Source organism: Sulfuriferula nivalis (assembly GCF_009937995.1).
Taxonomy (GTDB): Bacteria; Pseudomonadota; Gammaproteobacteria; order Burkholderiales; family Sulfuriferulaceae; genus Sulfuriferula; species Sulfuriferula nivalis.
In genome coordinates, this window is the sequence record NZ_AP021881.1 from 2,353,037 (window position 1) to 2,370,264 (window position 17,228).

The 17,228-nt window shown below is 47.6% G+C and carries 17 protein-coding genes; 10 read left to right on the forward strand and 7 right to left on the reverse strand.

All coding sequences use genetic code 11. The features are described from left to right. Positions 1 to 2: 2 nt before the first annotated feature. Complete coding sequence (locus tag SFSGTM_RS11565; RefSeq protein ID WP_162085298.1) at positions 3 to 1,010, forward strand: sodium:calcium antiporter; 1,008 nt, start codon at positions 3 to 5, stop codon at positions 1,008 to 1,010. On the opposite strand, the gene SFSGTM_RS11570 is transcribed toward SFSGTM_RS11565, so the two are convergent. The 4 genes from SFSGTM_RS11570 to ispB all read right to left on the reverse strand — a co-directional run bounded on the left by SFSGTM_RS11570 (position 996) and on the right by ispB (position 5,255). Next, the gene (locus SFSGTM_RS11570; protein WP_162085299.1) at positions 996 to 2,321 is read right to left on the reverse strand and encodes a sigma-54-dependent transcriptional regulator; all 1,326 of its coding nucleotides are present in this window, start codon (positions 2,319 to 2,321) and stop codon (positions 996 to 998) included. The two genes, SFSGTM_RS11565 and SFSGTM_RS11570, sit on opposite strands and share 15 nt — an antisense overlap. Further along, positions 2,315 to 3,919, reverse strand: a complete 1,605-nt coding sequence (locus tag SFSGTM_RS11575) for a sensor histidine kinase (RefSeq protein ID WP_162085300.1) — start codon at positions 3,917 to 3,919, stop codon at positions 2,315 to 2,317. Before SFSGTM_RS11575 ends, SFSGTM_RS11570 begins: the two co-directional genes overlap by 7 nt. Before the next feature lie 138 nt (positions 3,920 to 4,057). Further along, on the reverse strand, positions 4,058 to 4,285 hold the full coding sequence (locus SFSGTM_RS11580; protein WP_162085301.1) for a PP0621 family protein: 228 nt from the start codon (positions 4,283 to 4,285) through the stop codon (positions 4,058 to 4,060). A gap of 1 nt (position 4,286) precedes the next feature. Beyond that, the gene (gene ispB / locus SFSGTM_RS11585; protein ID WP_198420551.1) at positions 4,287 to 5,255 is read right to left on the reverse strand and encodes an octaprenyl diphosphate synthase; all 969 of its coding nucleotides are present in this window, start codon (positions 5,253 to 5,255) and stop codon (positions 4,287 to 4,289) included. 151 nt (positions 5,256 to 5,406) lie between these two features. On the opposite strand from ispB, the gene rplU reads away from it, so the two are divergent. The 4 genes from rplU (at position 5,407) to proB (ending at position 8,272) form a co-directional block, all read left to right on the forward strand. After that, complete coding sequence (rplU, locus tag SFSGTM_RS11590; protein WP_162085303.1) at positions 5,407 to 5,718, forward strand: 50S ribosomal protein L21; 312 nt, start codon at positions 5,407 to 5,409, stop codon at positions 5,716 to 5,718. Positions 5,719 to 5,731: 13 nt separating this feature from the next. After that, entirely contained in the window at positions 5,732 to 5,995 is a 264-nt protein-coding gene (rpmA, locus tag SFSGTM_RS11595; protein WP_162085304.1) for a 50S ribosomal protein L27, read from the forward strand. 76 nt (positions 5,996 to 6,071) lie between these two features. Then, on the forward strand, positions 6,072 to 7,148 hold the full coding sequence (gene cgtA, locus SFSGTM_RS11600) for an Obg family GTPase CgtA (RefSeq protein WP_162085305.1): 1,077 nt from the start codon (positions 6,072 to 6,074) through the stop codon (positions 7,146 to 7,148). 2 nt (positions 7,149 to 7,150) lie between these two features. After that, entirely contained in the window at positions 7,151 to 8,272 is a 1,122-nt protein-coding gene (gene proB / locus SFSGTM_RS11605; RefSeq protein ID WP_162085306.1) for a glutamate 5-kinase, read from the forward strand. Here proB and SFSGTM_RS11610 read toward each other — a convergent pair. Together SFSGTM_RS11610 and SFSGTM_RS11615 are read right to left on the reverse strand one after the other, a co-directional pair. Beyond that, a complete protein-coding gene (locus tag SFSGTM_RS11610) occupies positions 8,269 to 8,913 on the reverse strand; it encodes a lytic transglycosylase domain-containing protein (protein WP_162085307.1) in 645 nt (214 codons plus the stop codon). The two genes, proB and SFSGTM_RS11610, sit on opposite strands and share 4 nt — an antisense overlap. Then, entirely contained in the window at positions 8,910 to 10,613 is a 1,704-nt protein-coding gene (locus SFSGTM_RS11615) for a proline--tRNA ligase (RefSeq protein WP_162085308.1), read from the reverse strand. Before SFSGTM_RS11615 ends, SFSGTM_RS11610 begins: the two co-directional genes overlap by 4 nt. A 110-nt stretch (positions 10,614 to 10,723) precedes the next feature. On the opposite strand from SFSGTM_RS11615, the gene SFSGTM_RS11620 reads away from it, so the two are divergent. Further along, complete coding sequence (locus tag SFSGTM_RS11620; protein ID WP_162085309.1) at positions 10,724 to 11,503, forward strand: spermine/spermidine synthase domain-containing protein; 780 nt, start codon at positions 10,724 to 10,726, stop codon at positions 11,501 to 11,503. Positions 11,504 to 11,565: 62 nt separating this feature from the next. Then, complete coding sequence (locus SFSGTM_RS11625) at positions 11,566 to 11,961, forward strand: SCP-2 sterol transfer family protein (protein ID WP_162085310.1); 396 nt, start codon at positions 11,566 to 11,568, stop codon at positions 11,959 to 11,961. A 76-nt stretch (positions 11,962 to 12,037) separates the two neighbouring features. Here SFSGTM_RS11625 and SFSGTM_RS11630 read toward each other — a convergent pair whose 3' ends face one another. Then, complete coding sequence (locus tag SFSGTM_RS11630) at positions 12,038 to 12,928, reverse strand: phosphoribulokinase (protein ID WP_162085311.1); 891 nt, start codon at positions 12,926 to 12,928, stop codon at positions 12,038 to 12,040. A 130-nt stretch (positions 12,929 to 13,058) separates the two neighbouring features. On the opposite strand from SFSGTM_RS11630, the gene leuS reads away from it, so the two are divergent. The 3 genes from leuS to holA are packed head-to-tail and all read left to right on the forward strand — an operon-like array spanning position 13,059 to position 17,218. After that, positions 13,059 to 15,665 (forward strand): leucine--tRNA ligase, encoded by a 2,607-nt coding sequence (gene leuS, locus SFSGTM_RS11635; protein ID WP_162086308.1) that lies wholly within the window; start codon positions 13,059 to 13,061, stop codon positions 15,663 to 15,665. An 18-nt stretch (positions 15,666 to 15,683) separates the two neighbouring features. Next, a complete protein-coding gene (locus tag SFSGTM_RS11640) occupies positions 15,684 to 16,187 on the forward strand; it encodes an LPS-assembly lipoprotein LptE (RefSeq protein ID WP_162085312.1) in 504 nt (167 codons plus the stop codon). Positions 16,188 to 16,195: 8 nt separating this feature from the next. Then, positions 16,196 to 17,218, forward strand: a complete 1,023-nt coding sequence (gene holA, locus SFSGTM_RS11645; protein ID WP_162085313.1) for a DNA polymerase III subunit delta — start codon at positions 16,196 to 16,198, stop codon at positions 17,216 to 17,218. The last annotated feature ends 10 nt before the right edge of the window (positions 17,219 to 17,228 follow it).

Consider the following 17,228-nt stretch of genomic DNA (forward strand, 5'->3'; position numbering starts at 1 on the left):
ACATGCTTTGGGTAGAACTATTAGGTTATTTAATCCTCATCCTCATCGCAGCTGAGGTTTTTGTGAACGCACTAGAACATTTAGGAGAGAAACTTAATATCTCTGAAGGTGTGACGGGTTCATTATTTGCCGCTATTGGTACTGCCTTACCTGAAACACTGGTTCCCTTGCTGGCAATATTCGCAGGCACAACTAACGCAGCGGTCAATCAAGAAATCGGGGTGGGTGCCATTCTGGGTGCACCACTGATGCTCTCGACACTATCACTCTCATTGCTCAGCTTTGCCGTGTTAGCTAAACGTGGTGTAACTGGAATCTATACGCCAGAACGCACGGGACTGACACGCGACCTGAATTTTTTCCTGATGGCGTTTAGTCTGGCCTGCGTCGCCATGTTTGTTCCCCACCACAACAGCGCAGTAAGAGCAACGCTCTCATTTGGCATGGTCTTCATATACTTTATCTATATTATGATGACCTTGCGCGCATCAGCTGAACTGGTCGAAGACGGCCATGGTACTGAAGCTGAAGGCGCTATGTTTTTGAACCGTATCGGCATCCCCACCAATATCATTACTATCATAGTGCAACTATTATTGGGATTAGGTTTACTAGTCTTAGGCGCAGAAGGATTTATCCACGGCATACAGCAAGCTGCACCTATCTTGGGTATCACAGCACTGATGTTGTCACTGATGATAGTACCGATTGCCACAGAGCTTCCTGAGAAAGTGAATAGTATCTTATGGATACGCCGAGATAAAGATACCTTGGCATTTGGCAACATCACTGGCGCGATGGTGTTTCAAGGCACGTTACTACCCGCAATTGGTATCAGCCTGACACCATGGACACCTCAACCCGCCGTATTCTTAGGTATCGTCATCACCTTGATTGCGGCAATATGGCTGCGTATCATGCTGGCACGCGGCGATCTGAAAGTGTGGCATTTGTGGGTAAATGGCTCGCTCTACGCGCTGTATCTAAGCCTGATGTTATTCTATATTTAATCGCTCTAAACGATACCGCAGTGCGCGAAAAGTAATACCTAACAATTTCGCCGCTGCAGTTTTATTGTAACGCGTCTGCACTAAAGCCTCTTCTATCGCCTCGCGTTCTACGCCATCCAGATAGTCCTGCAACGGCCACTTCGCGCCTGCCACACGCTCAGGCAACAACTCATCCACCACTGGTGTTAAGTGCAAATCAGTTGCAGCGATACTGTCACCAGAGGTCAGCGCCAACGCCCGTTCCAGTATATTTTCCAACTCTCGAACATTGCCTGGAAAATCATATTGTGCCAATGCGGTTAAAGCAGAAGCATTCAGCACAGGCACAGGCATACCTGCCTCCTGCGCCAATCGCGTTAACAGGGTTTGCGCCACACTGGCCACATCTTCACGCATATCGCGCAAAGCAGGCATTTTCAGGCTAATCACATTCAAGCGATAAAATAAATCCTGACGGAAACGACCCGCTTCCACACATTGCGCCAGATTTTGATGTGTAGCACTGATAATGCGTACATCGATAGGCTCTTCCACACTGCTACCCAACTTACGCACTTTCTTTTCCTGTATCACACGCAGCAGCTTCACTTGCATAGCCAACGGCAAATCTGCGACTTCATCCAGAAATATCGTGCCACCTTGCGCTGCCTGAAAGAAGCCATCACGCTCGCTATCGGCACCGGTAAATGCGCCCTTTTTATAGCCAAAAAATTCTGATTCCATCAAATTTTCTGGTATAGCACCGCAGTTCACTGGCACAAACGGCATAGCTGCACGATTACTTTGTTGATGTATCAAACGCGCTGCCAGCTCCTTACCACTACCCGACTCTCCGGTAATATAAACAGGCGCCTGAGTACGCGCCAATTTACCTATTAATTCACGTGCCTGCTGCATTGCAGGAGAATTGCCCACCAGCCCCTGCATCGCTAAAGTAGTGTTCTCAGGCATTTTCAGCGCTGATTTAACTAATGCCCGCAATTGCTCCAGCGTCACCGGTTTATTAATATAATCAAATGCACCCGCTTTCAAAGCCGTCACCGCATTATCGGTATTGCCGTGCGCGGTTAACACTGCCACAGGCAACGTAGGTTGTGCCTGTTGAATAAAACGTACAATTTCCAAACCATCACCATCAGGCAAACGCATGTCCGTCAGACATAGTGCAAATTTCTGCTGTTCTATGGCCGCTTGTGCTTGCGCAACCGTTTCAGCTTTAACCACGTCTAAACCCATACGAATTAAACTGATTTCTAGCAATTCCAAAATATCCGACTCATCATCGATAATGAGTACTGTACGATCTAACATCGCGCCTCCAAACAACTTATTCTAAAATGCCCACCATCACCTGACACGTAATCAAGATTGGCATGATTAGCCAGACATAACTCTTTCGAAATATACAAACCCAAACCTGTGCCACTGCTTTCGGTAGTAAAGAATGGTTCAAACAACCGTACCTGATTAGCCTCCGAAACACCGGAGCCATCGTCTTGCACGTGTATAGCCACACCATTTTTAACCTGCAGAATACTGATGCGCACACTGCCTGCCTGTTTCCGGGAATGGCGCACCGCATTCAATATCAAATTGGTCATAACTTGCCATAAATGCGCATGATCAAAACAAATTTCCGCATTTTCAATAAAATATAGATGAAACAACGCTGGCGACAACGCCTGATCATGCACGAACTCATCAACCAGTCTAGTCACAAAATCATTTAAGTTGATACGCTCAAGCTGAGCACGATCACGGCGGTTTAACGCCATCACATCAGTTACCAAATGATTGATGCGCTGAGAATTTTTCAAGACGATTTCCAACAAACGTTGCTGCGATTTATCCGCCTGCGAATCTTCTCGAAGTATCTCAGTCGCGTGACTGATTGCAGCCAAAGGATTACGTATTTCGTGAGCGATATTCGCAGTTAAACGTCCCAATGCGGCTAATTTAATTTGCTGGGCCTGCTCATTGGTACGCGTCATATCTTCTAACACCAGCACCGCACCCATCACCCGCTTATCCGTCACCGCAATAAAGCGCGGCAAATAATATCCACCTTCACTTCCGAGCTTTATCGGCGGGAACTCTGCCCAGGGATTCTTACGCCAGGCTTCAAGAAACTCAGCCAGCACAGGAATAGTCAGCAACACACCCGTCCCTGACCCCATACTGCCAGCATCTGCATGACGCAGAAGACTTAATGCACGATGGTTAGTTTGACGTATACGCCCTTCACTATCCAGCACCACCACACCATCCTGCATATCATCAATCACCAGTTGATTGATTTGCGCCATATTCTCTAAATCGACAGCGCGCGCTTTAGCTAACTCTTCACTCGCCAGTATGCGCTGAGACAAAACATTGGCAACAGCTGCTGTGGCAAAAAAAACTATCCCTAACAAACCTGCCTGCGCGTATTCACCCACTGACTGTTGTGCATTAAGCACATTCAACGTCTGTATAACAAGCACGCCAAAAGCCGCCAAAGCCGCATGAAACATCACGATACGCCCTTGCGCCACTAAGCCACTCGACGCAATCGACACAACCAATAACAATCCCAAACCACTACGGACACCACCACTGGCAGCCATCATCAGCAAAATAATAACAATATCAACCACAATTTGCAGATTCAGCTGTACATTAAACGCAGGTCGTCTCAACGTTATTATCACTGCAAACAATACTGCAAACGCGAGATAAACTCCCGAGTAAACCGTAAATACCAGCGTACTCGTTTGCCCGAACATAGGCTGTCCGCTATCCAATATACTGGATAACAGAAATACGCCCGCGACAATTAAACGATATAAATTAAGATAATGCAGAGATTTCCAGCTACGCGCTATACGATCATTTGCCGCTAACTGGGGAGAAAATGCTACTTGGCTCACAACGTAAACACTGAGTCTGAAGGATGCAAGGCTATATTTGAAACCAACATTTTGTGTGCCTTTTAACTAAGCAAGACATAAATTACTGAATGTTTTTTGCACAGATTCAAACTATCAATGCAGGACAAAATACCAACACTAATTTTTATTTTTCGCATGAAATTCACGTTCATGCTCTGCGCTACAAAACCAGGCCGCTCCACCACCACAAGCATCACTTTGCGGCAAATACACACCACACTGCTTGCAACGCACCATATTTTCAACTGGTCTGGATGGCTCATCAGTACGCGCATCCACCTGCTTACTGCGCCACCATTTGTATGCAATGACACCTACCAGTATCAATAATAAAAGCTTGGCCACTTCAATACGCCCTGTCCACAGAATATTCTGCCAGACGAATTAACTGCTGTTTATAAGGTGTATCAGGCAATACATTCAACGCATTGAGCGCCAGATTCACTTCAGTACGCGCCTGTTCTCGTGTGTAATCTAATGCACCGCTCGTCAGAACAGCAGACAACACTTCGTCAAACACTTCCAGACCGCCATTTTCAATGGCATGTCGAACCAGTTTAACCTGAGCATCGGTTCCATTTTTTAGCAAAAATAACAACGGTAATGTTGGCTTGCCTTCGGCCAAATCATCTCCTACATTTTTACCTATCGTTTCATGATCACCAGAGTAATCCAACACATCATCAATTAACTGAAATGCCGTACCCAGATGCATGCCATACACCGCCAAAGCCTGCTCGGTCGCGGCATCGGCACCACCCAGAATACCGCCCAGTCGCACCGCAGCTTCAAACAATTTTGCGGTCTTGTAACGGATCACACGTAAATAATCAGCCTCACTGATGTCGGCATCATTGCAATTCATCAACTGCAACACTTCGCCTTCAGCAATAATATTAGTTGCGTCGGACAGCACCTCCATCACCCGCATTTGCCCCACACCCACCATCATCTGGAACGCACGCGAATAAAGAAAATCACCTACCAGTACACTTGCCGCATTTCCAAACAACGCATTCGCAGTTTCCCGACCGCGGCGCAAGCTTGATTCATCTACCACATCATCATGCAACAGAGTCGCGGTATGAATAAACTCAACCACCGCAGCCAATTCATAATGGTGTTTCCCAACATACCCCATTGCGCCAGCAGACAACAGCACCAAAGCAGGACGCAAACGCTTACCACCACTATTGATGATATATTCTGATACTTGACTCACAAGCACCACCTCAGAATGTAAGCGCTCGCGTATCACAGCATCAACACGCTGCATATCTGCCGCTAAAAAAGCTTGAATTGCCTGCATTATCACTAACCGATTATTAAAATGAGTCAATAGTAGGCAGGGCAGGCAGCTTAGTCAAGCACACGATTTACCATGTTATCAACTAAGGTTTGACGTTTCCTCTTGATTTCTTTATAATTCTACGCTTCCCTCTAGTTATAGAAATTTGGAGTTCACTATGTATGCGGTCATAAAAACCGGTGGCAAGCAGTATCGCGTTGTCGCTGGCGAAAAAATTAAAGTAGAACAGATCACCGCGGACGTAGGCAGCGAAGTTGTGTTGGATCAAGTGTTTATGGTTGCCGATGGCGACGATATCAAGATCGGCGCACCGCTAGTCAACGGCGCTAAGGTTACTGCTACTGTGTTATCACACGGTCGTCACGACAAAGTTAAGATTTTTAAAATGCGTCGTCGTAAGCATTACCAAAAGCACCAAGGTCATCGTCAAAATTACACCGAAATCCAGATCAGCGGCATTTCAGCTTAATAGGAGCTAAAACATGGCACATAAAAAAGCAGGCGGTAGTTCGCGTAACGGTCGTGACTCCCACTCGAAACGCCTAGGCGTTAAACGTTACGGTGGCCAATTGGTATCAGCTGGCAACATCATTATTCGTCAACGTGGTACTGAATTCCACGCAGGCGAAAACGTAGGCATGGGCAAGGATCACACTTTGTTCGCTACGGTAGAAGGCACAGTACAATTTGCTATCAAAGGCGCAATGAAACGCAGAACAGTGAGCATCATTCCTGTAGCGGCTTAAAGCACTTAGTGGCACATTTTAGCCCTATCCCTAGGATAGGGCTTTTATATTTTTACAGCACACAAACACCCACACCATGAAATTTATAGACGAAGCAAAAATCGCAGTATTCGCTGGCACTGGCGGCAACGGATCGGCTTCGTTTCGCCGTGAAAAATTCGTTCCGCGTGGCGGACCTGATGGCGGCGATGGTGGACGTGGTGGCAGCGTCATCGCAGTTGCCGATCGCAACATCAACACACTTATCGATTTTCGCTATACCCGTGCCTATCGCGCGCGTAACGGTGAGAGCGGTCGTGGTGCTGACTGCAATGGTAAAGGTGCAGACGACATTATTTTACGCATGCCTGTTGGCACGGTAATTACCGACCTGAACACTGATGAAGTATTAGTAGACCTTGCGGTGGATGGTCAACGTACAGTCATCGCCAAAGGTGGCAAAGGCGGCCTGGGCAATTTGCATTTCAAATCCAGTACCAATCGAGCACCTCGCCAGACTGTACCCCCAGAACCAGGTGAAGAGCGTGAATTAAAATTAGAACTAAAAGTATTAGCTGATGTGGGCTTGCTAGGCATGCCCAATGCTGGTAAATCCACCCTGATACGCGCTGTGTCTGCTGCACGTCCTAAGGTAGCGGATTATCCATTTACGACACTCGCACCTAGTCTGGGCGTAGTTCGTGTGGATGTTAATAAAAGCTTCGTTATAGCTGACATCCCTGGCATTATCGAAGGTGCTGCTGAAGGTGCTGGCCTGGGCCATCGCTTCCTGCGCCACTTATCACGTACCCGACTACTGCTACACCTCGTTGACATCGCACCGTTTGACGACACCCACGACATTGTTCATGAAGCACGTGCAATCGTTGAAGAGTTACGTAAATACGACGAAACACTGTACGATAAACCGCGCTGGCTAGTGCTCAACAAAGTTGATCGTCTGGATGAGTCTGACCGTGCACAAGTCGTTGCTGATTTTGTTAAAGCATATGGCTGGACTGGCCCCGTGTTCACCATTTCAGCGTTAACTGGTCTTGGCTGCAAGGAACTCACTTACGCCATCATGGCGCATGTAGATGAATATCAGGCTGCAGAAATAATTACCACAGACACCACACCGCTAACTGAAGATTTACCACCAGCAGAAGAGTAACCATGAATTCGGTCTTGCAATCCGCTCGTCGCATCGTCATCAAAGTAGGCAGCGCCATCGTCACTAACGACGGACGCGGACTGGATCACACTGCATTAGCAAACTGGTCATATCAAATCGCCCAACTCATGGCGATGGGAAAAGAAGTCGTACTAGTTTCCAGCGGTGCTGTAGCCGAAGGTATGCAACGCCTGGGTTGGGAACAACGCCCTAGCAGCATACATGAGCTGCAAGCGGCTGCAGCCGTCGGCCAAATGGGGTTGGTACACGCCTATGAAACCAGCTTCCGTGCACACCAGATCGGCACAGCGCAAGTACTGCTCACACATGATGATTTAGCTGATCGTACACGCTACCTCAACGCATTATCAACATTGCGCACGCTGTTATCGCTGAAAATCGTTCCTATCATCAATGAAAACGACACTGTCGTCACTGACGAAATTCGGTTTGGCGATAATGATACGTTAGGCGCACTTGTCACCAATTTAATAGAAGCTGACGTGTTTGTCATTTTGACAGACCAGTCAGGTTTATATACCGCCGATCCTCGTGTCGACAAGACAGCAACCCTGGTCAGCGAAGCACAGGCTGGTGACATCAATCTGGAAAAAATGGCCGGTGGCGCGGGCACAGGCATAAGCCGTGGCGGTATGCTTACCAAAATCCTTGCGGCCAAACGTGCCGCACGCAGTGGCGCACATACCATCATCGCATCAGGTCGGGAAGCCAATGTACTACTTCGACTCGCCCAAGGCGAACGTATAGGTACACAGCTCATCACCACCAGCACACCATTGTCGGCACGCAAAACCTGGCTGGCAGATCATCTGCAAGTTCGTGGCAAACTCATCATAGACAATGGCGCTGCGCTAGCAATTAGCAATGAAGGCAAAAGTCTGCTACCGATTGGGGTTACTGCGATTGAGGGGGATTTTGCCCGCGGTGAAGTTGTTGCTTGCGTGACTACAGAAGGCAAGGTCATCGCTCGTGGGCTGGTTAATTATGCAGCCAATGAAGCCTGTAAAATTATCGGGTTAGCAACCAACCAAATCGAGACCACACTGGGTTATATAGATGATGTTGAACTGATACACCGAGACAATCTGGTCAGACTCAATTAATTACCAGCCACCTTCACCGTTTGCACAGTAGTGTGCTGACCCACCTGCTCTCCAGGTGTGTAGTCCCAATGTTTTTTCCATGCAGCCAATACCATATTTGGATACTCTGGCTTACCCAGACTACCGTTATAACGACCCAGAGCACGGTATAAATCACCATGCTCCATATCTATATAAAGCCGTAAAATATTACATCCATAACGCAAATTGGTACGCAAATGAAACAAATCATGTTCAGGCGAGCCTATGGTCTGCGTCCAGAACGGCATTACTTGCATATACCCCCGAGCGGCAACACTGGATACCGCATATTTTTTGAAGCCAGACTCGACCTCGATTAAACCCAGCACCAACTCGGGATCAAGTCCGGCACGCGTAGCTTCATAATAGACCGTCTTCAAAAAATCATTGCGCTGGTCTTCATCAGGAAGGCGCTTAGCAAGCCGCCTGGACATCTCGGCTAACCAGGCTTGCCCTGTACTATCATTCAACACACTGGACTGAGTGACAGGCGTATCAGAAACCGCTTTGCTTAACGCAGCACGAACGCTAGCTGACATCGGCTCATAGAGCTGCTGTCCCGCCTGCGCTGTTGTTACCAGCAGCGCCGCCATACTGATTAACAAAGTGGATATCTTCATTTTTGCAATATTTGCATAACATGTGTGTGGATGTCTAGCAATGATACGCTAGTTGCAGCAGTATCGGTACGTCCCTGATATTCCACCATACCGTCTTTTAATCCACGCTCACCTATCACAACACGATGCGGCATGCCTATCAGTTCCATATCTGCGAACATGACACCAGGACGCTCATTCCTGTCATCGAGCAACACATCAATGCCTGACGCAACCAGTTCTGCATAAAGCTTATCAGCGACCTCACGTACCTGCTCACTCTTCTGATAACCAACTGGCACAATAGCAATACTGAAAGGCGCGAGGGCAACAGGCAAGGTCATGCCTCGTGCATCAAAATTCTGCTCGATCGCCGCGGCAACGATGCGTGACACACCTATGCCATAGCAACCCATTTCTGCAACTTGTGTTTTACCCTGTTCATCCAGATACTGGCATGCCATAGGCGCTGAATAATTAGTGCGCAACTGAAAAATATGACCCACTTCTATACCACGGCACATGGCCAGCACACCTTTGCCATCAGGGCTTGCATCACCCGCAACAGCATTGCGGATATCAGCCACTTCAGGCAATGGTAAATCCCGACCGAAATTAACACCGGTAAAATGATAACCCGCTTCATTTGCGCCGCAAACGAAATCCGCCATAACTGCCACACTGCGATCAGCCACGACGCGCACAGTTAACCCCACAGGTCCGATAGATCCCGGCGCACAGCCCGTCACTTCACGCACCTCGGCATCACTGGCAAAACGAATCTCATCCACACCCAACAATTTTGCGGCTTTAATTTCATTCAACTGATGATCACCACGCACCAACAACGCGACTACGCCATCGCCTTGCTCAACCACCAGCGTTTTTACCAATTGGGTAACGGGTAAATTTAAAAATGCAGCAACTTCTTCTATACTGTGCTGATTCGGTGTTGCCACTTTATTTATGTCCTGTCCGGGTTCTGGCAAAGTCGCATCCGGCGCAACCGCTTCAGCCAGTTCCACGTTAGCGGCATAATCAGAATCTGGGCAATATGCAATTGCATCCTCACCTGAATCTGCCAGCACATGAAATTCATGCGAGCCTGACCCACCGATCGCGCCTGTATCTGCTGCGACAGCGCGGAACTCTAATCCAAGACGAGTAAAAATACGACTGTAAGCCGCATACATCACCTGATAAGTTTGTTGCAAACTGGCAAAATCCGTATGGAAAGAATAAGCGTCTTTCATCATGAATTCGCGTGCGCGCATCACTCCGAAACGAGGACGTATCTCATCACGGAACTTGGTTTGTATCTGATAAAAATTCAGTGGCAACTGGCGATAACTCTTGATTTCGCGCCGCGCCATATCAGTAATAACTTCTTCATGCGTAGGCCCAAAGCAGAACTCACGTTCATGGCGATCTTTGATTTTGAGCATTTGCGGACCAAACTTGTCCCAGCGTCCAGTCTCTTGCCATAACTCTGCAGGCTGCACTGCAGGCATCAGCAACTCCAATGCACCAGCACGATTCATTTCTTCACGTACTACCGCCTCAACTTTGCGCAGCACACGCAAGCCCAGCGGCATCCACGTGTACAACCCAGAACCCAGGCGTTTGATAAAACCCGCACGTAACATTAAACGATGACTTACCAGCTCTGCTTCGGCAGGTGCTTCTTTCAACGTAGAAAGAAAAAATTGTGAAACGCGCATGACAACACCCAATGACTATTCTAAACTAGCTATTTTAACCTGAATTGCTGATAACTCAGCCTAAAATTCATCTGTCACGCAATCTGCGTATTAAGGCGTTTTCGAACATCATGCGTTTCTTTAATCGCCGCATCCACAAGGCGGTATCCGAGCTTGATACCGTAGAAATCAGTGAACAGGATGGCGTACGTTACCTTCATTTAGGCAATGACACTGTACAGTCTGCTATGCGCATCGCCACCCCTAATTCGCTTGAATTAACTTATACACAAGCTATGTTGGGATTTTTACTACTTGCCCCCACTCCACCCAAACGTGCGCTATTGGTAGGATTGGGTGGCGGCTCATTAGTTAAATTCCTGCACCACCAATTTACCAATACTCAACTTACTGTTGCTGAAATTAATGCGAAAGTCATTACCGCAGCACACCAATTTTTTCAGGTTCCGCAATCCAGCGACCGACTCGAAATAGTTTTAGCTGACGCAACTGAATTTATTATCAATCAAACTGAGTACGACTGCATATTGCTCGATGGCTTTGATTCAGGATGCCAAGTATCCAGTCTTGCGACTGAAAGCTTTTATAGTGACTGTAAGAACGCATTGACCAGCGAAGGAGTACTTTCAGTTAATTTCTGGGCCAGTGATCCGAAATTTGATATTTATCGCCGTCGCCTTGCCGATGTATTTGATCAGCAGATTATCTACTTACCGGTAGAAAAGCGAGGCAATATTATCGCCTTCGCTTTCAGCAGCCCATTACGCTTTCAAACCTTGCGAACACTGCAACAACGAGCTCTACAATTAAGCACACAACTTGGTCTGCCTTATACAGATTTTCTGGAAGCCATGCGTCAACACCCCGACAATGCAAAACTTATCCCTTAATCCATGCCCCAAAAGTGGAAATTTCTGCTATATTCCGTTGATAATAAATTTCAGGGGATGACATGGAAAATTTGTTTTCAGAAGACTGGGCCAACCGCTTCACAAAAAAATGGAATAGCACGAATGAAATGGTTAGCCAGCTTGCTGCAGCCAATTTTGATTCTATAGTTGCGTTTGGTTATGCTGATGCCCCAACCCCAGAAGTATTTATACATATTAATCAAGGGCGCATCACCGAAGCAAAGCCCTATGCACTTGCACCTGAAACTACAGCTGATTGGGACTTACGCGCCAAACCAGAACAATGGTTAAAATGGCGTGGCAATGGCCCTGGCATCACAGGTCTGGGGGTTGCTGTTGCAAGTCGCCAATTACAATTCGTGACAGGTGATTACCGCCGCATGATACGCCAGCCATTACTTGCAGGTCCATTCCTCAAATTTTTTGCCTTTTTATAAAATCAGCATAAAAAATTACAGACAATAAAAAAGCCAGACTAAATCTGGCTTTTTTATTGTCTGCTAACTAAGCGAATTAAGCTTTTTTCTTAGCATCTATCATTTTTTCTATCATTGGTCCCAATATCAATTCCATTGCATAGCCCATTTTAGGACCTGGCACGACCAAGGTATTAGAACGTGACATAAATGAGTTTGGTATCATGTTCAACAGGTTAGGGAAATCAACGCCCTTACGTTCTTTAAAACGAATAATAATCAAACTTTCATCTGGCGTAGGAATATCACGTGAGATAAAAGGATTAGAAGTATCAACAGTAGGTACACGCTGGAAATTCACGTCGGTACGTGAAAACTGTGGAGTGATGTAATTCACATAGTCAGGCATACGACGCATGATAGTATCAACAATAACATCCGCAGCATAACCACGTTCTGCACCATCCCTGTGAATTTTTTGTATCCACTCCAGGTTAACAACAGGCACAACACCTACGCCTAAATCCACATACTTAGCCACATCAACCTTGCCATCTGCTGCCAAACCATGCAAACCTTCGTAGAACAGCAAATCGGTACCAGTTGGCACATCTTCCCAAGGCGTAAATTCGCCCGCAGATAATTTAGTACCTAAGCGCTTATTATGAAATAAAGCTTCTTCATCACTATGGATGTAATAACGCTTTTTACCTTTACCATCTTTACCATAGCTTTTGAACAGCGCTTCCAATTTATCAAAATGGTTAGCCTCTGGGCCAAAATGGCTGAAATGTTTGTTACCAGTTGCATCCGCTTTAGCCATTTCCACTTTGAATTCATTACGAGACAAACTATGGAAACTATCGCCTTCGATAACGACAGAGTTGATATTTTCACGACGGAAAATATGTTCGAACGCACGTTTAACTGTAGTTGTACCTGCGCCAGACGAACCTGTCACCGCAATCACCGGATGTTTTTTTGACATAAGAGCTCCATTTGAATTAAAAAATATAAGATTATCCGCATAGTATAACTTTTATACGCCCACCCTGTCCACGAACCAACGTGGAGCAGAGTATAATATGCCACTTTCGCATCAATTACACTGCATACAGATGGACGCTCACTACCAACCCCAACTTATCGAAACAGAAGCCCAGCAAACATGGGAAAATCAACGCACTTACAAAGCCGTTGAAACCACTGACAAACCCAAATATTACTGCCTGTCAATGTTCCCTTATCCATCGGGTAAGCTGCACATGGGACACGTGCGCAATTACACCATAGGTGACGTACTCGCTCGCTTCCACAAACTTAAAGGCTATAACGTCATGCAACCTATGGGTTGGGATGCTTTTGGTTTGCCTGCGGAAAATGCCGCTATTAAAAACCAGGTCGCACCTGCTGCATGGACCTACGACAATATTGCTCACATGCGCACCCAACTAAAACGCCTGGGCTTGGCAGTTGACTGGGACAGGGAAATCGCTACCTGCACACCTGAATACTACCGCTGGGAACAATGGCTATTTACTGAGCTATTCAAAAAAGACCTTATCTACAAGAAAACAGCTTCAGTCAATTGGGATCCAGTTGATAACACGGTACTGGCGAATGAACAGGTTATCGACGGGCGCGGCTGGCGTAGTGGCGCACTGGTTGAAAAGCGCGATATCCCTATGTACTTTATGCGCATCACCGCCTATGCCGATGAACTGCTCAGCGGACTAGATGAATTGCCGCAATGGCCAGAGCAGGTCAAAACCATGCAGCGCAACTGGATAGGAAAAAGCACAGGATGTGAAGTGCATTTTCCCTATGATGCAACGTCTATTGGCAACACCGGTGTACTCAAGGTTTACACCACTCGCCCCGACACACTCATGGGTGCGACTTATGTTGCAGTTGCCGCTGAACACCCATTAGCCACATTAGCGGCAACCAACAACACCACATTGGCCGAATTTATTGCTGAATGCAAACGTGGCAGCGTTGCTGAAGCTGATGTTGCGACTCAAGCCAAAAAAGGTATGGCAACCGGCTTATACGTTCATCACCCATTGACTCAGGAAAAACTGCCAGTATGGGTCGCCAATTACGTACTCATGGGTTACGGTGAAGGCGCAGTGATGGCCGTACCTGCACACGATGAACGTGATTTCGAGTTTGCACTGCAATACCAGCTACCTATGAAAACCGTCATTGCTGCCAGTCTCGACAATCAAGCTCCTGTCGGTTCTGAATGGCAAGATAGCTATGGTGAACATGGCATCTGTGTTAACTCGGGCAAATACGACGGCATGGATTTTACCTCAGCATCCGCCGCCATTGCCGCCGACTTAACCGCACTCAATCTCGGACACGGTCGCACTCAGTTCCGCTTGCGCGACTGGGGCATTTCACGCCAACGCTACTGGGGCTGCCCTATCCCTATCATTCATTGCCCAAGTTGCGGTGATGTACCAGTACCAGCAGACCAACTACCTGTGGTTTTACCCGAAGACGTCGTTGTCACGGGTGCGGGCTCACCTTTAGCCAAAATGCCTGCGTTTTATGAGTGCACCTGCCCGCAATGTGGCGGCGCGGCACGGCGCGAGACCGACACTATGGATACCTTTGTTGAGTCCTCATGGTATTACGCACGCTATGCAAGCTTTGACAGCCACAACGCCATGCTCGATGAACGCGCACAACACTGGCTGCCTGTAGACCAATACATAGGCGGCATAGAACATGCAATTTTACATCTGCTCTACGCGCGCTTCTTCCACAAACTCATGCGTGACCAGGGGCTGTTCACCAGCAATGAGCCATTTACACGCTTGCTCACACAAGGGATGGTCATTGCACCCACCTTCTATCGTGACCTGGGTGATGGCAAAAAAGACTGGTTTAACCCTGCGGAAGTTGAAGTACGCAACGACGAACGTGGCCGCCCATTAGATGCAGTGCTCAAAGCCGACGGATTACCTGTAGTCATAGGCGGCACTGAAAAAATGGCAAAATCCAAGAACAATGGTGTCGATCCACAAGCCTTGATAGATATTTACGGCGCAGATACAGCACGCCTGTTCATGATGTTTGCTGCACCACCGGACCAGAGCCTGGAGTGGTCGGATGCGGGGATAGAAGGTGCGCATCGTTTCTTACGCCGCTTGTGGAAAATTTGTGCCGAGCATGTAAACACAGGCGCCATCAACGCCTACAAAACGGGTGAACTCTCTGCCGAACTCAAAGGTTTACGCCTGCAACTACATAACGCCATCAACAAAATCACTGATGACTATGCCCGCCGCCAGACGTTTAATACTGCAATTGCGGCAGTCATGGAGTTACTCAACAGCATGGCGAAAATCGACACAGATAACGTGGTTGCCCGCAGCGTCATGCAAGAATGCCTGGAACATATCAGCATACTGCTTGCGCCTATCGTGCCCCACATTTGTGGTGCCATGTGGACTGAATTACGACCTGGTACAGACTTGGCAACACAAAACTGGCCACTGGCTGACGAATCTGCGTTAGTTCAGGATGAGGTGACCATGATGATACAAGTCAATGGCAAACTAAGGGGCGAAATGACGGTCAGCAAAACTGCCGATAAAGCGACGATAGAACAAATCGCCTTGACACATGAATTGGTATTAAAATTCACAGCAGGTGCCACGCCGAAGAAAATCGTCGTTGTGCCGAATCGATTAGTCAACATTGTTATCTAATTCACGGGAACGCATACTATGAAAACCACCTACAGACTTTGGTTAGTGTTACTTTTAGTAATCAGCAGCTTAATTGCTGGTTGTGGTTTTCAGTTGCGCGGACAATCTGATATTCCCTACAGCTCGCTTTATATTGATGGCAACACCGGCTCAGGCTTGGTGATTAACCTGAAACGCATCATCCGGGCAGGTGGTCATAAAGAACGCCTGGCTGCTTCCAGCAAAGAAGCCGAACGCACTATACAAATCATCTCCGAAGCCAATAACAAAATCATCCTTTCACTATCCGGCGCTGGACGAGTGCGTGAATACCAACTGCAATACCGGGTGAAATATCGTATGCTCACTGCCCAGGCAAAGGAAATTTTGCTACCCACCGAAATCGTGCTTTATCGTGATATGAGCTACAACGACACCGACATCCTGGCTAAAGGTGACGAAGAACAACAGCTCTACAAAGACATGCAAACCGACGCGGCTCAACAAATCTTACGACGCATCGCCTTACTGCACGGCGCATAATCAACCGTATGCGCATCAAGCCTGAACAACTCGCTGCACACCTTGCCAAGGAACTGCGGCCGTTGTACTGCATTTATGGTGATGAACCGTTACTCATATTAGAAGCCGCCGATCAAATCCGCCACGCTGCCCGTCAACAAGGCTATAGTGAGCGCGAAACCCATCAGGTAGAAGGTCGTTATAACTGGCAGAATTTACTCAGCAGCGGAGAAAATTTATCACTCTTTGGTGACCGTCGCTTTATCGATATTCGCATCCCCTCTGGCAAACCGGGAGTGGAAGGCAGCAAAGCTTTAATCAGTTACAGCGACGCTTTACCTAACGACAGTGTGAGCTTAATCACCCTTCCCAAACTTGATCGCCAGACCACCAATAGCAAATGGTTTAATGCACTGGATCAGGCGGGAGTCGTCATTACTGTCTACCCTATTACTTTGGATCAATTGCCTCGCTGGATAGGGGAGCGCCTGGCTCGCCAGCAACAACAGGCTGATCATGACACACTGCAATTTCTCACACAGAAAGTGGAAGGTAACCTGCTCGCTGCACAACAGGAAATCAACAAATTAGGTTTGTTATTCCCCCCGGGTCGCCTGGACTTCGCCAGCGTACGTGATGCGGTGCTGGATGTTGCCCGTTATGATGTATTCAAATTAGCCGACGCCATGCTCAACCGTGACGTTGCCCGCATTATCCGTATGCTGGAAGGTCTGCAACAAGAAGGTGAAGCACCGACACTAATATTATGGACCATCACCCGAGAGCTACGCATACTCACTCGCCTCAAGCAGGCGCAGGAGAATGGTATACAACCCGCCAGAATAATGCGTGAAGTCGGTGTCTGGGAAAGCCGCCAAGGACTAGTAGAACGGGCATTATCCAATGTCAAATCAGATACACTGACACGCGCCATGCATCAGGCTGCGAGCATAGACCGAATGATTAAAGGCTGGGAACAAGGCGATCCATGGGCAGCATTACGACAGCTGGCGCTGACAGTGGCTATGCCCAAAACTGAAATGTTGTCTTAACTGGCTATCA